Raw genomic sequence first — 13,849 nt, 5'->3', positions numbered from 1 at the left:
ATGATTTGTTGCGTGTTTTAAGCACTAAAGTTAGCAAATAAATCACAGATAGAAAATCCGAGAGGATTTTCGTAAGTAGGCTAGAACTAGCAATAAATTATATACGGTGTTGGCAACTTTAATTTATTTTTAATTCAGTTCTTATGTTAATTTCTTTCGCTGAATTTTTGTCCTTTAATTTCACAATTAATTTACAAGGATTATTTATTTCTCCTTTCGTAAAAGTTAATTTTGCAGTTAATTGACTTTTTAAGTCTTCTGGATTTACTCCTTCGTTTTCATAATCACTTAATAAATTCGGATTTGATATTATCTTATTTTCTTTATTATCTATAAGTTCAATTGAGAAAATTGGGAAAACTTTTTCATTGCTTAATTCCAAACCACTTATGTCATCAAGTATTAATATTAATAAATCTTCAGTATTCACATTTTGGTCAAAAACTGGCTGTTTAAGTGTTTCATTCCACAAGTATATTTGTGAATATTCAATTCCTTTGTTTTCAATATTAAGTAAATCATTTTCTTTTATAGTAAAGGGTAATTCATAAGTGAACTTTCCATCTCCTTTTTTGTCCCAAATATTAACGAAAACTTTATATTTTTCTTCATTCTGATAAGGCAAAGCAGTTCTAAAGTTTGCTTGTAATTGAAGTGGGGAAAGGTCAGTTCCATTATCTAAACTTTTCAACAAGTTTGGATTTGAAAGAACAGTATCTTTTTCGTTTTTTACAATATACATTGATAATCCAGGGAAAGTTTTATTTTCTGTCTTTGTTAATCCATTAATATTGTTAAAAATTAGATTTACTTTTTCCCCAAATACATATTCATTTCTCTTCTCAATTTTTCCATTGATTTCAATATTAATGTCATCAATTCCAATTCCATCTCCTCTTGAATAAGCGCCAGTAATTAAGTCTGTATTTACTGATTGATTAAATTGACAAGAATTAAATGTGATAATTCCTAATGTTAAAATTAATATTCTAAATTTCATTATTTGTTCGGGTTTTTTATTGTTGCCAACGTGTTTGTGTATGATTAGTTGCGTGTTTTAAGCACTAAAGTTAGCAAATAAAACACAAATAGAAAGTCCGCGAGGACTTTCGTAAATTGGCTAAAACCAAGCAATTAATTATACACGGTGTTGGCAAATCGTTATTTTTTTTTCATCCAAGGTAGATTTTCCTTTTGATAATTTCCAAATTCTTTTAAATAATTATCAGCCCAATCAATTCCTTGATTTATTTGTTCCTCTAAAGTTTCATTCGTGTATTCAAACTTCTTTATACTATTTAATTTGTGATAGAGGTCTTCAAACATCCAAGTTGCTCCTTCTCCTTTTCTTTGCAATACGATTGATGTCAATTCCGCAAATTTTGTAATATGTGGAAATTCGTATAAATGTCCTGTTGGTTCACTATTTTCAATAATCACATAACGAGAAGAAAGTCCGAAACGCAAAACTTTTTGCATTACACTTTCTCCAATAATATCTGGTTGTTCTTTTATAATATATGTGTAAAACCCTAAATTTTCAAGATGTGATTGAATTCGCTTGAGTAGTTCAAGTCCTTCTCCTGTGTCTTTTCCAAGTATTAAAATACTATCCGAATTTTCAAGCATTGAATTAGCTCTCTCAAAAACTATATCAAAAGCTGTATTAATATTCTCGATAAATTTCTCAAATTCAATATCAGAATTTTCATTAAGTGTCCACCTTACGAAAATATGTACTTCGTCTTCTTCGTCAATTTCTTCGTCTGAAAATGGTATTCCCTCAATTGTTAATCTTTTTATTGCTTTTATCATTGCATTTGCAAAAACAGAAGCGTGATATTTATGAAACCAATATTTGGTATAAATATGTTCTTCAATTCTGATGCTTAATTGATTTCCAGCTCTCGTTAAATAACATTGAGGAAAATTATTTTCAAAAATTTGAATAGATATATTTTCTGGCACATTAGTTAAACCGATTTCTTTTAATTCCGTCAAACTTATTTCTTCGAAATCTTCAAAATATTCTCCTTCTGTCATTGTTTTATCGGGTTCTGATTAATGTTTGCCAACGTTGTTGTATATGGTTTGTTGCGTGTTTTAAGCACCTAATTTAGCAAATACATACCGAATAGAAAATCCGCGAGGATTTTCGTAAGTAGGCTAGAACTAGCAATAAATTATATACGGTGTTAGCTCTAGTTTTTATTCCGTTAACCAATCTTTATTTCCATTTTCAAGATTAACTTTTAAAATTCCGCCACGCATTCCAAAATAAGCATTATTCTTGTCTGTAATCACAGAATTTGGATATAAACTTGACCAAAATCCGTTCTCTACTTTTTCAGTCAGTTCTAAATAAGAATTGGCTACCACGATATTTTTAGTTGTTAAAATCAAAAGTTTGTCATTAAAAACAATTGATTGAAAAGGACATCCACTTAATTTTTCCGTTTTAGCCACAAGCCATTTTTTCTTATTAAATGCTATTTCGCTTACTGTTCCGAAATCTCCACCTAAATGCGCAAGACCTTGAGTAATATAAATTCGGTCGCCAAGTTGAAGTATGTTATGAACATTTTTTTCTTTTATGAGATAGTTTTCTTTTCCGTTATCACTGAACCAAAATAATGCTCCACTCCATTCGCCTTTATTAAAGCCAATTAACCAACCGTTTTTTACTTTTAGAGAACTTGTTGGACGAGAGGAGTAAGTTCTATTTTCTTTTGTTGGTTCTATCTCAAATTTGAAATCAGTTTTTTTGTCCCATCTTTCATCAGTCCATTCAAAATGGTTTTCTCCGTTTTTTTTGAAGACTTTTAATGGTTTCCAACTTTTAAAATTCCGAACATTTTCTTTCGTTGGAATCGGATTATTTTTTAATTCCGATATTTTACCACTATCAGAGATGAAAATCACAAAACTTAATAGTATTAAAAGGAACTTCATAGTTTGTTTTTAAATTAGAGCTAACGCTGTTGTATAAGCTTTGTTGCGTTGTTTAAGCAGTTAATTTACTAAATAAAACACGAACGGCGAAATTCCGGAGGAATTTCCCAAGTGAGCTATAAATAGCAATAAAGTTTATACGTTGTTGTATGCAGTTTTTATTTTAGATTTCGTTTTATTAATTCAAAACTTTTTCGGCCTGTTTGAGAGATTACATTTTTAACCATCTTTAAATCGCACGCTCCATATTTCACAAAGTTTTCTCTTCCTTCTCTTAAAGTTATATGATTTGGTCCAGAATTAACATCAAGTTCATTAATGTCAATTCCGTCATCTTCCCAAAAGCAAATTGGACAAATTAAATAATTGCCTCTTTCTGGTAAACTAATATAATCACAACAAGGACATTGATATTTAGGTTTTGAACTCTTTGGTTTATACCATTTCCACTTCATTTGATTCAGTCAATTAATGTTCCTTTTAAGGTTTTTAGTAATTTAGTCAGTCGAATGTCATTCAAGTCCGAAATTCTGTATTCACGATATAATTTATCCGCATCTCTAAATGTAATTTCATAATCATTAAAATTCAGAGTTTCTATTTTCACGTGCTTTTGGTCAGTCCGTAATCCAAAATCTACAGAACGAGAAAAAATTAGCGTAAACATAGATGTTCCAATTCTAAAATGTTTCCAATCTCCATTTTCTTTCATTTTGATTATTAAGTCACGTATTGGAATCCATTTGTCAAATCCACCATTATTAATCAACATTTGATATCTCTCAAGAGTGTCATTCCAAGATTTTTCGAAGCGATTTATTATTTCTTGAGTCCTTTCGTTCATTGTTTGGTTAAATTGCATACAACGTTTATGTATAAGAATAGTGCGGTTTTGTGTGCGAGGATTTTCCGAAGGAAAATCAGACGTAACAAAAGTGCACGGACTCTTGATTAAGCACTAAACTAAGCATTATTTTTATACGGTGTTACCCAACGTTTTTTATTTCTATTTTATAAGTCAAAACCTCTTTTCCAGTATCACAATTCAATTCCAAGGTTTTATCTTTCGTTTCTACTATTTTCCAATTTACAGAAGGAATATTTTTTTCCAAAACTTGTACTTCACGATTGTCAATTCCGATAAAAATCAGATTTGTATTTGGTTTTTTAGTCGTATTCCATTGTTGAAGTAAAATTCCATTAGAATAAGTAAAAAACCAATCTCCAAACAGCTTATTCTCTAAAAATTCAATTTTCGGTTCGCTCTTCAAATTCAGATATGCTGGTCCAAATCTGATTTCACTAACATATTTTTGATAAATACTTATTCCGTTAAAGTTTGTAAAAATATTCCATTGCTCAATATTAGACGATTCAATTTCTAATTCTAATTCAGTTTCTGATTTAAAAAATAGTCTTTGAAAAAAAGCAAATATTCCAACAAACATCATTATTATAATTCCAACAATCAAAATTATTGGAAAAAGAATAATTACTAAAACATTCATTATTCCACTCAAAATTCGGTTGCCTTCTATCGGCTTTTTTATTTTGTCAATGAGTTGAATGTTAATCTGTCGTAGCATTTTTGGTAAATGTTGGGTAACGTTGATGTATAAGATTAGTTGCGTGGTTTAATCACTAAAGTTAGTAAATAAATCACAGATAGAAAGTCCGCGAGGACTTTCGTAAATTGGCTAAAACCAGCAATTAATTTTATACGGTGTTGTGCTTTCGTACTTTTTATTCCGATTTATGTACTTCAAGTTCGATTTCAACCATAAATTCAGGTAATGCTAATCCTTTTACTTCAAGCCAAGAACCAGTAGGAAATCCATTTTTATAAATTTCAGCACGATATGCTGATTTTTCTAGCATTTGAGCCATATCAGTTGTGAAAATGTCTTCTTTTACAACATCGTCAAATGTGCAACCAAAGTGTTTTAATATTTTTTCTAAATCAGCATAACAGTTTTTCATCTGTTGTTCTATATCTCCAACAGCAGTTGGATTTCCTTCATTGTCCATACTAACTGCTCCAGAAATTTTAATGCTATTTCCAATTTTAACAGCGTGTGAATATCCGTATGCTTTTTCTACTTCTGGACGCAAGAGAAAATATTCAGGTTTTTCAGATTCAACAATTACTTCTTTTTCTACTTCTTTAGTTTCTTCCTTTTGTTTTTGTTCACAACTTTGGAATCCAAAAGTCAATGCAAAAAGTGTTGCGAGTAAAGTCAATCGGTTGGTTATTCTTTTCATAATTCTCTTTGTTTAGTGCCTACTTTTCTCGGTTTTCGGCTTTCCCGTTTTTAATATTCGTTTCGTTTTCAGTATGAAGCACAACGTTGTTGTATAAGCTTTGTTGCGTGGTTTAAGCAATGAATTTACTAAATAAAACACGAACGGCGAAATTCCGAAGGAATTTCCCAAGTGAGCCAAAACCAGCAATAAAGTTTATACAGTGTTGTGCATAGTACTTTTTAAATATATTCTAATAATTGTTCTTTTTCAGTCCACTTAATTGGTTCCTTAGTTGTTTTTTCTGCTAATAAGTTTAATATACTTCTTGATTTTTCAGGATGATAACCATTAGCTAAATCATTAATTATTGAAATTCTTTCTTTTACAAAAGAATTGTATTTTGATTTTTCGGAAATTTCATAATTAACAATAGTTTTACTTAATGCATTTTCAAAATAATATGGTGTAGAGCCTGTTACATATGTAATTAAATTCAATTCAGAACCTTTGGTTATAATTGCATTAAATTTAATATTTGTAAAATCATCTAAAGATTTTCTTAACCTTACATTATCGTTAAAATTTGAAACTAAAAATGAGTTTGCATCTTGTCTAAAAGTTTCTTTTTCTTTCTCTTCTTTTTCATCTTTATAAGTAATACCTAAAGCATTAACAACTCCAACAATGAAGTTTGATAAATCGAAAACTGCAGAAGAAATTTCTTCTAAAGATTTACAAATTTTAAAATAGTATAATGTACCAGCATTGTCAGAAGTAGTATTTATTTGATAGCTCTGAAGATAGTATGAAGTAACTCTATCAATTATTGCTTCAGATTCTTCATTTATATTGACTTCATAGTAATTTAAGTCAATCCAACCTCCATCTGAAATTATTAATTGATTTTGTGAATATTTTACAAAAACAGAAACAAATTTATCGTTTAAAGTTGAAAATGGTGTAATTATTTCAATGCTATTATTTCTTACTTTATAAGTTGTTAACTCACAAAAGTCAGATTTTACAGCGTTAAATATATCTAATAATTTTTCCATCAGGCTAATTTATAAAATTGACTCCATTTAAAGGGTCGGTTTCTGTTTTATCCTCAAAAAGTTCTGGAACTTTTAGTTCAATTTCAGGAATTTCATTTCCCTTATCTTGATTAATATTTGTTTCCTGAAAAAAATGACTTAATCCAAATTCTATATTTTCTACAATTGCTTTTGAATTTCCTTCATTCTTAAGAGCATCCGTTTTGTACGCAATTGCTATTCCTTCTTTATTAAAACAATTAAAATGCGGTGTTGTTATTTTTTGCTCAGAAAGTGGAATTTCTTTCAGTTTATTTCTATGTGCAGGGCCATCAGAGTCAAAACGGAAATATGGTTCTTTTGTGAATTCTTTACAAGTTAACTTTATACCATACTTGTAAAAACTTTTTTTTCTTTCTACTGTTAAGTCAATTTTCTCACCAATATTTCTATGCTCAACATTTGATTTATTTGTTAACCAATCTTTATGAGTGATTTTTTGTTCTAGTAATATTGGGTTCTCTTTAACTGATTTTTCACCATAAGTCAAATCTGAATAGTATTCAAAATCGCTCTTTATTTCAATGTTTTTTCTTTGCATTCTTGTTCTTTTTCAGGTATTATGCACAACGTGTTTGTGTAAGATTAGTTGCGTGATTTAAGCACTAAAGTTAGTAAATAAATCACAGATAGAAAGTCCGCGAGGACTTTCGTAAGTTGGCTAAAACCAGCAATTAATTTTACACGGTGTTGTGTGTAGTTTTTATTTCAAATTCTGTTGATTTAAATTCATTTTCCAAAAATTCATATTCACAATGAAAAATTTCATTTTCTCCAGAATTTTTATAGCAATTCTCAGAGAAATTTGGATTTATTAATATCTTATTTTCTTTCACGAATATAAAATTTTTCGGTTTGTTTGTTCTATCTGTTATAATGTCAAAAGATATTTTTATTGCTCCATTTTCATTATTGATTTTTTTATTAAAAACTTTGCCAATTCCTATAGAGTCAGTCAGTTTTTCTTCGGCAATATTATATTCGTAAGTTTTTCCTTTGTCTTTTGTTACAAGACTTGAAACAAGAAATTTATAATCATAATATTCAATTAATTGTTCACTTTTGTATATTCTTGATTCGCAAAATGGGTGTAATATAGTTTCTGAGTTTTCAAATTTTTCAGAATTGTTTGTTGCTATAAATTTATTTTCATAATATTCTTTTTCTGAACAGTAATTTGAGAAATGAAAATGAACTTTGTCATTGTGACTTATCTCTAATTCCTTTATAAACTTATTGTTTTTAAAGAAGTAAAACCTTGATTTATTTATATTTAAATCACTCGTTTCAAAACCTAAATTTAAGTCGCATTTGATTTCGTCTTTTAGAACTGGAACACTTTCATTTCCTGAAACATATTTAAAAAAGTCCCACTCAAATTCAGTTAATTCCTTAAAATCTAAATATTTTTTTTCTTTTGATTCAATAAATTTCTTTCCATTTTCCTTAATTTTAGATAATAACTTTTTCTCAAATTTAATTGATTCTATATTCGAATTCTTGCAAGAAAACAAAGAACTAATTATCAATAAAATACCGGTTATTTTTTTCAATTCGAGAGTTTTTTTAATTACACACAACGTGATTGTGTATGGTTAGTTGCGTGGTTCAGCAACTAATTTAGCAAACTTTAACGAACCCGTGAATATTCCGCAGGAATATTCGCAAGTAGGCTCAATAAAGCAATTAATTATACACGGTGTTGTGCGTTCGTTTTTTTTATTCGGTTAATAATTTCAATTCCTAAATAGTCTTTTAATTTCGGGAATTTATATCTGTAATATTCATTCCAATAACTTGCTATTCGACTTTCGGTTTGTTGCCAATATATTGGGTTCTCATTTTTAAATTCTTTATAAAATTCCAATGTGTCGTTATTCACTTTCTCGTCAATAATCGGAAACAATTCATAAATATATTCTCCTAATAATTGAACAAGGAATGGTGTTTTCCATTTTTCTAATTTTTCAGATATTTTATTTAACCTTTTTTCTCTTATAAATCCATTATGATGTCTGGTAAAAAAGCAATTTAAAATATCTTTCTGTATTTCCGTCAGTTGATTTTCGTTTTGCGGTTTTGGTTGGTCAAAATAAATTCTTGTTGGGATTTTTAATAATTCTCCGCTAACTTTTACGTCATAGGAATCAGAACTTATTAAATCAAATTTATATTTACTTTCCAAAGGAATAATATTGAAAACCATTATAACATCTGATTTTAGATTTTCAGGGAAAGAATCTATAATTATTTTCAGATAATCAGGTTTCATTTTCTTTATTAATTCTTGTTTCCGTTCTGCTCTTAAATGACGCACAACGTGTTTGTGTAATGAAAGTTGCGTGTTTTAAGCAATAAATTTACTAAATAAAACACTAACCAAGAAAATCCGAGAGGATTTTCGTAAGTATGCTAAAACTAGCAATTTTTTTTACACGGTGTTAGCAAATGTTTTTTATTTCCTTCAAATGATTTTTATATCTTCTTGAATTTCTTATTTCATTTAATAATTCAAAGTTTCCAAAAATTATTTCTTTTGATGAATTTCTAATTGTTCGGTTTATAAATTCTCTGTATTTTGATTTTGATATTTTTCTTGTAATTTTAGGTTCATTAATTTCTTTTGGTTTTTCTGTCATATCTAATTCTATCATAATATTCGGTGCAATTGCTACCATTAGATGATTGTTTCTTACAAGAACTGGATTGTCAGAAAGTGGAAAAATATTATTTGAAATAATATAAATTTTCCAATTAGGAACAAAAATTGGAACTATCTGACTTCTAAAGCGGTCAGGATTTTTAAGAATTTCAGTAAGGTAAATGAAAAATTCAAATTTTTCCATTTTCTCTTTTTTAAATTTTTTTATAAAACTTTCTAACGATAATGGATTTCTAATAAGCTGAAAAAAAATAAAAAAAGTTATGTAAGTTTTAGTTTCTATTGTAATAGATTGTGAAAGAATTAATTCAAGTAAGTGTTTTTTATATGAATCTTCCATCAAAGTGAAGTGATTTTCAAAATCAAGAACTAATTCAGATTTATCATTTTCGTAATAATTTTCAATATTTTCAAGCTGGTCTGGATTATTTTTTTTCGTGTATTCAATAACTCCTTTTGGAGTTAAATCAGCAAGTCCAATGTGTTTCTTATAAAATATGTTTTTCGTTTTATCAACTAAAATTTTGTTAATAGATAAATTTAAAACATTTACAACTACTTCTCTTGGTCTTTCTGGAGTTGAATGTTTTTTCCTCTGTTGAGTTAGATATTCAAAGTTCCAAAAAGCTGTCCAGAAACAAGGATTATGGTGAGTTTTCTTGGTTAAGTTCAATTGGTAATATTTGCTAACGTTGTTGTATATGGTTTGTTGCGTGTTTCAAGCAACTAATTTAGTAAATAATTACTGACAAAGAAAGTCCGCGAGGACTTTCGCAAGTAAGCAAAAAGCCAGCAATAAATTATATACGGTGTTGTAAGTAGTGCTTTATATTATTCGTTTTAATTCAGTTAATTCGTTTTCCGATAAAGACTGTTTCCATAATTCATTTACTAACCACAATCCGCTATCTTTTATTTTCTGTTTTGGCGAAGATAATCCTAACCAATTTTCACTCGGTTTACAATTCGTACAGTTTGAAACTGTAGAAATTATTCTTGATTCAATTCTTAACCTTTGTTCTTTTTCCAAAACCTCAAAAACTACAAAAGAAAAATTATTGTGAATGTATTCAGATACCTTTTTCTCAATACTTTGCTGTTTCTCAAAATCTATTTGTTCCGAATATTTTTCCTTATTTGCTCTGGTCGTCAAATCTAATTCCCAATGCTTTAAAAAATTGTCATTTTGTGCATTTAATAATGCTCTTCCAATATTTTTTCTAAAAATACTCCTGTCTTTATTTTCTTTTACAAAATGTTGTTTTAATCTTGATTGAAGTTGATTATCTCCTGTATGAGTTCCAATTCGTACAATTCTTTTTAAACCATTAAATTTCTCGTCTTTCTCAAACAAAATATAAATTCCATTTTTCGGGATTTCTTTTTCGTTAAAGGGAAAAGAATATTCTTTCAATTCGTTAAAAATTTCGTGTATTTCATTACAAATTTTGCTCATTAATTATTTTGTTTTGTTAACCATTGCAATTGTTTTCCGATTTTCAAACCTTTCATTGGAATTTTTACATTACTCAATTCTGGAATTAAAAATTTGCGATATTTTTCTCCCGCTAAAAATGTAAATTCATCTTTTTCTAAATCAGTCAAAGATTTTAATTCATAAATGACTTTTTTCGACCATTCCTTAATTTCATTTGAACGCATATTGTTCAAAGTTTTGTCATAAGGTTCAATTTCGTCTGTTAATTTTAAAAGTCCGTGTTCAGCAGATAAAATATAAATTTCACTCGGATTTAATGATTTTGCGTAAGTTAAATTCTTTTTGAAAAGAGAACTTATATAAAGATTTTCGGCTGTTGATTTTTTGTCTAATTTTTTACTGACACAAGAAATCAATACTATGTTTTTCATTCAGTTCGGGTGTTTTTGGGCATTACTTACAACGTGTTTGTATATGGTTTGTTGCGTGGTTTAAGCACCTAATTTGGCAAATAAAAACCGAATAGAAAATCCGCGAGGATTTTCGTAAGTAGGCTAGAACTAGCAATAAATTATATACGGTGTTAGCTGTAGGCATTTTAGATTTTACTTAAACATATTTACAAAATTTTCAGATATTCTTACTGCTCCATCGAATACATGATTAGAATCAGGTTTATACCAATCTTCTAACGTCATCTTATCCGTCAATCTTGTGTTAGAAATGTCTAACATGTCAATAATGTTGTGATAATCTAAAAGAGTAAGATTCATTTGACCAAGCTTTTCAATTTTTCGTTTAGATACCTCAGAAGCATCAAATTTAGCGTCTTTTGAAAAATGATTTCTGTTTGAGATTAGAATACCAGACGGAACTCCTCTTGCAAGTAATGTTCCTGCAACTTCTCTTACAACTCCGACACTTTCTGCTTTATTCATGTCTTGCCTCCATTTGACTTGTATAATAGTTTCTATTTCGTCATTCTTAATAATATAACCATCGACACCTCCATCTTTTATTCCGCCAACTGGTTTTACTTCACAATTTAGGCTTTCTGATAATAACTCAAGTACAAATTTCTCAGCTCTTTTTGGTCCGATTTTGGGTAAATCTTTTGGGTGTCTTTTTAAATGTGTAATTAAAAATTCAGAATCAATTTCTTTTAATGGTTTAAATGGTTTGTAAAAACCTAAAACACCTCTTGAAGGAATAGATTCATGTAAAATTCGGTCAAATCTGCTTCCTCGACCTCCCCAAAAACCACATTTCAAACAAACAAGAATTGTCTGTTGGTCTTTCGGGTCTTCATTTTGCATTTTTGATTTGCAAATTGGGCAAGTATTATATTTTATTAATCTGTGAATTTCTTTGATAGCCCTTTCATCTTTTAAACGATATTCTTTGGCTGTAGGATGTCCATTTGATTCAAAATTAGGCTTATTTATAAATTCAATCCAATCTATAGGGTCATCTGTGTTTGGTTCTATGATTTCTTGTCCCATTTGGAAAGGAACCCATTCATCAAATATTGCTATTCTTGGTTTGTTCAAAATGTTCATTTTTGCTTACAGCTAACGTTGTTGTATAAGGAAAGTTGCGGTTTTATCTGCGAGGAATTTCCGAAGGAAATTCCTCGCAGATAAAAATGCAACTGCCTTTGGTTAAGCACTAATTTAGCAATTTTTTTTATACGGTGTTGTGCATAGTAATTTTAATTCCACTTGTTTTTTTCAATAATATATTTTTCTACTTCTTCTCTAATTAAGTTTCCATTTTTGTCAAAAGTTTTAATTAACGTTCTTTTACTTTTGTTTTTATAAATTTCATATTCTACTAACCTTTCTTTATGGTCGTAGTAATTTGTACGATTATATTTCAAAGTTAAATTTTCATAAAAACTCTGAATTACAAGCGTTCCATTTTCTCGATATTCTTTTATTTCAATTGGTTTTCCGTTTTTAAATTTTCCAACAATTCTTTTCTTTCCGTTTTCATAAAAGTCAGTTTCAATTCCATTACTAGGTTCCTCACAATTTAAATATTTCCAGCGTTTTGAATGAAGTTCATTTCCAAATGAAAAGAGAATTTTCGGAATTATAATTGTGTCAATAGAATTTTCCTTAATTATATTTGAATAAAAACCTTGAGAAATCCAATCTCCACGTTTTGTATAATATGTTATTGAAATACTATTTTTTAGTCCAGGAATTGTGTCAATTTCAAATTCAGGCTCTACAAATTTATTCGTGCATTTATCTAAAAACTTAAATTCTAATTTTCCTTTCTCGGCATTTTGACTAAAACACGAAAAGCTAATTAAAAACAGAAATATTATTTTTTTCAAGAGTTTCATTTTATTATGCACAACGTTGTTGTATAAGCTTTGTTGCGTTGTTTAAGCAGTGAATTTAGTAAATAAAACACGAACGGAGAAATTCCGGAGGAATTTCCCAAGTGAGCTAAAACCAGCAATAAAGTTTATACGGTGTTGTGTGTAGGCTTTTTCCAGAATTTATGTTTCAAATATAATCCTATTCCGAAAATTCCTAAACTTAAGCTTATTAAAAATCCAAATTTTGAATGAGACTTAGATTCTTCAAAATCATACAATATTTCTCCACTTTTATCCGCTATTTGAAAAACGGTAGGTTCATATTCATCTTTTTGATTTCTTTTTATCCAAACAGTAGCAATTTTAGATTTCTCCAGTTGTTTTTTTAATTTCTCAAATCTGTAATTACGTCTACTTTGTCCAATATTTTTCATTAAAATATAAATACTTTGAGTAGAGTTTAATTTAAATTCCAATTCAGACTTTATGCTTTTTGAACCTCTAGAACTTTCCACTTTTCTATAATAAGTTTCCAAATTTTCAATTTTTCCAGTTTGTTCAATTAATGAACTTTTAAAAGTAAAAAGAGTTGAAGAAAAAAAATAAAAACCAAATATTATAGAAGCAATTCCTACAACTAGTCCTTTTTCAGCATAATATTCTTTATCCATTTTTTAGTTCTCGTTGCTTATTTTAATTTACTTATTCCTTTTTTAATCTAAATTCGTTAAAATAAAAATGATTAAAATTATAATTCCAAGTGCAATTCGGAATTTTTTTTGTTGTCTCGCTTTTTTCGGAAACCCATCTTTTTCCAATTCCCACGAAAAGGTAATTTCTACTAAAGTCCAAAAAGGTTGAGAAATAAAATCGCAAAGATGATAACCTTGATTTGCTTTCGTTTGTTTCTTAATTCTTTCCTTTTTTTTTGATAAGTATTTAGCAGTTTCAATTTTTTTCGGCTCTATATTCCGAAATATTAATTCGTTATTCGCAAATTGAACAGCAATTGGTTGCCATTTTTCAGGTGAACCTACAATATTTAATAATTCATCAGTCGTCATTTCTTTAATCGACTGTTTAAATTTATCTTCCATTTCTTATTTTAGATTCACTTTTCTTAAATT

At 28.5% G+C, this 13,849-nt stretch carries 18 protein-coding genes; all 18 read right to left on the bottom strand.

Annotation, left to right across the window (positions count from 1 at the left end; genetic code table 11):
* Positions 1-118: 118 nt before the first annotated feature.
* The gene (locus ACJJVK_RS12380) at positions 119-1,000 is read right to left on the bottom strand and encodes a hypothetical protein (RefSeq protein ID WP_405566305.1); all 882 of its coding nucleotides are present in this window, start codon (positions 998-1,000) and stop codon (positions 119-121) included.
* A gap of 161 nt (positions 1,001-1,161) precedes the next feature.
* Positions 1,162-2,043 carry a hypothetical protein gene (locus tag ACJJVK_RS12375; RefSeq protein WP_405566335.1) on the bottom strand — a complete coding sequence of 294 codons (882 nt, stop codon included), beginning with the start codon at positions 2,041-2,043 and terminating at the stop codon, positions 1,162-1,164.
* 165 nt (positions 2,044-2,208) lie between these two features.
* Complete coding sequence (locus tag ACJJVK_RS12370) at positions 2,209-2,952, bottom strand: hypothetical protein (protein WP_405566334.1); 744 nt, start codon at positions 2,950-2,952, stop codon at positions 2,209-2,211.
* A 158-nt stretch (positions 2,953-3,110) separates the two neighbouring features.
* Positions 3,111-3,407, bottom strand: coding sequence for a CPCC family cysteine-rich protein (locus ACJJVK_RS12365; protein WP_405566333.1), 297 nt, complete (start codon positions 3,405-3,407; stop codon positions 3,111-3,113).
* Positions 3,408-3,412: 5 nt separating this feature from the next.
* Positions 3,413-3,796 (bottom strand): hypothetical protein, encoded by a 384-nt coding sequence (locus ACJJVK_RS12360; RefSeq protein ID WP_405566331.1) that lies wholly within the window; start codon positions 3,794-3,796, stop codon positions 3,413-3,415.
* A 142-nt stretch (positions 3,797-3,938) separates the two neighbouring features.
* A complete protein-coding gene (locus ACJJVK_RS12355) occupies positions 3,939-4,538 on the bottom strand; it encodes a hypothetical protein (protein WP_405566329.1) in 600 nt (199 codons plus the stop codon).
* A 157-nt stretch (positions 4,539-4,695) separates the two neighbouring features.
* Positions 4,696-5,214 carry a RidA family protein gene (locus ACJJVK_RS12350; protein WP_405566327.1) on the bottom strand — a complete coding sequence of 173 codons (519 nt, stop codon included), beginning with the start codon at positions 5,212-5,214 and terminating at the stop codon, positions 4,696-4,698.
* Between the two features lie 221 nt (positions 5,215-5,435).
* Positions 5,436-6,251, bottom strand: a complete 816-nt coding sequence (locus ACJJVK_RS12345) for a hypothetical protein (RefSeq protein WP_405566325.1) — start codon at positions 6,249-6,251, stop codon at positions 5,436-5,438.
* A gap of 4 nt (positions 6,252-6,255) precedes the next feature.
* Entirely contained in the window at positions 6,256-6,831 is a 576-nt protein-coding gene (locus ACJJVK_RS12340) for a hypothetical protein (RefSeq protein WP_405566323.1), read from the bottom strand.
* Between the two features lie 139 nt (positions 6,832-6,970).
* Complete coding sequence (locus tag ACJJVK_RS12335; RefSeq protein WP_405566322.1) at positions 6,971-7,843, bottom strand: hypothetical protein; 873 nt, start codon at positions 7,841-7,843, stop codon at positions 6,971-6,973.
* Positions 7,844-7,980: 137 nt separating this feature from the next.
* Entirely contained in the window at positions 7,981-8,607 is a 627-nt protein-coding gene (locus ACJJVK_RS12330) for a hypothetical protein (protein WP_179377352.1), read from the bottom strand.
* A 124-nt stretch (positions 8,608-8,731) separates the two neighbouring features.
* Positions 8,732-9,625, bottom strand: a complete 894-nt coding sequence (locus tag ACJJVK_RS12325) for a DUF4238 domain-containing protein (RefSeq protein WP_405566320.1) — start codon at positions 9,623-9,625, stop codon at positions 8,732-8,734.
* Between the two features lie 153 nt (positions 9,626-9,778).
* Positions 9,779-10,408, bottom strand: a complete 630-nt coding sequence (locus tag ACJJVK_RS12320) for a hypothetical protein (RefSeq protein WP_405566318.1) — start codon at positions 10,406-10,408, stop codon at positions 9,779-9,781.
* On the bottom strand, positions 10,408-10,821 hold the full coding sequence (locus tag ACJJVK_RS12315; protein ID WP_168817522.1) for a DUF6884 domain-containing protein: 414 nt from the start codon (positions 10,819-10,821) through the stop codon (positions 10,408-10,410). Before ACJJVK_RS12315 ends, ACJJVK_RS12320 begins: the two co-directional genes overlap by 1 nt.
* A 174-nt stretch (positions 10,822-10,995) precedes the next feature.
* Positions 10,996-11,949, bottom strand: a complete 954-nt coding sequence (locus tag ACJJVK_RS12310; protein ID WP_405566316.1) for a restriction endonuclease — start codon at positions 11,947-11,949, stop codon at positions 10,996-10,998.
* A 152-nt stretch (positions 11,950-12,101) separates the two neighbouring features.
* On the bottom strand, positions 12,102-12,743 hold the full coding sequence (locus tag ACJJVK_RS12305; RefSeq protein WP_405566314.1) for a hypothetical protein: 642 nt from the start codon (positions 12,741-12,743) through the stop codon (positions 12,102-12,104).
* Positions 12,744-12,868: 125 nt separating this feature from the next.
* The gene (locus ACJJVK_RS12300; protein ID WP_405566312.1) at positions 12,869-13,393 is read right to left on the bottom strand and encodes a hypothetical protein; all 525 of its coding nucleotides are present in this window, start codon (positions 13,391-13,393) and stop codon (positions 12,869-12,871) included.
* A gap of 42 nt (positions 13,394-13,435) precedes the next feature.
* Positions 13,436-13,819, bottom strand: coding sequence for a hypothetical protein (locus ACJJVK_RS12295; RefSeq protein ID WP_405566311.1), 384 nt, complete (start codon positions 13,817-13,819; stop codon positions 13,436-13,438).
* Positions 13,820-13,849: the final 30 nt, after the last annotated feature.

Origin of the sequence: Polaribacter sp. Asnod6-C07, from assembly GCF_045063625.1 — a bacterium.
Taxonomy (GTDB): domain Bacteria; phylum Bacteroidota; class Bacteroidia; order Flavobacteriales; family Flavobacteriaceae; genus Polaribacter; species Polaribacter vadi_A.
Note: the sequence above shows the minus strand (reverse complement) of the source record. Positions and strands in the feature narration are given on the sequence as shown.